The organism is Tamlana crocina, from assembly GCF_012037625.1.
Genome location: NZ_JAAVJS010000305.1, coordinates 1 through 420, shown reverse-complemented (window position 1 = coordinate 420; position 420 = coordinate 1). Strand labels below are relative to the sequence as shown.

Below are 420 nucleotides of genomic sequence, written 5' to 3'. Positions count from 1 at the left end.
GGCAAGATAACCCTCCACTCCTTGTCCTGATGTACCTAAAGTATCGGTTCCAGTTTCCCAGGAAGTGGTATCTGTATCATCTTCCCATACAGTGCCCTCTTCAACCTGTTCGGTGTTGGTGTCATCCATGTCGTCATTGTTGTCGTCATCGGCAAATACTAAAAAGTATAATATTGCCAGAATTACAAGGACCAGGATAATCCACGGCCAAATTGGTTTCTTTTTTTCGATCTTAATCTCTGCCATAATTTTTCTTTTTTTTAGTTAGATTATTGATTCCCTAAATTACAGATTTAGCGACCCTTTTTAATTAAGAGCAGCCTAAATTAATGTTAATAATGCACTAATACGGCTAATTAATTGAAGTTATTCCATTGAATGTTGAAAGACTCGTTTAAAAATTTAAGGAACTGCAATTTT

At 36.0% G+C, this 420-nt stretch carries 1 protein-coding gene; it reads right to left on the bottom strand.

Annotated elements, in window-relative coordinates; all coding sequences use genetic code 11:
- Positions 1-246 (bottom strand): hypothetical protein (locus tag HC176_RS16840; RefSeq protein WP_167920166.1); only part of this gene is annotated, 246 nt, incomplete at its 3' end.
- Positions 247-420: the final 174 nt, after the last annotated feature.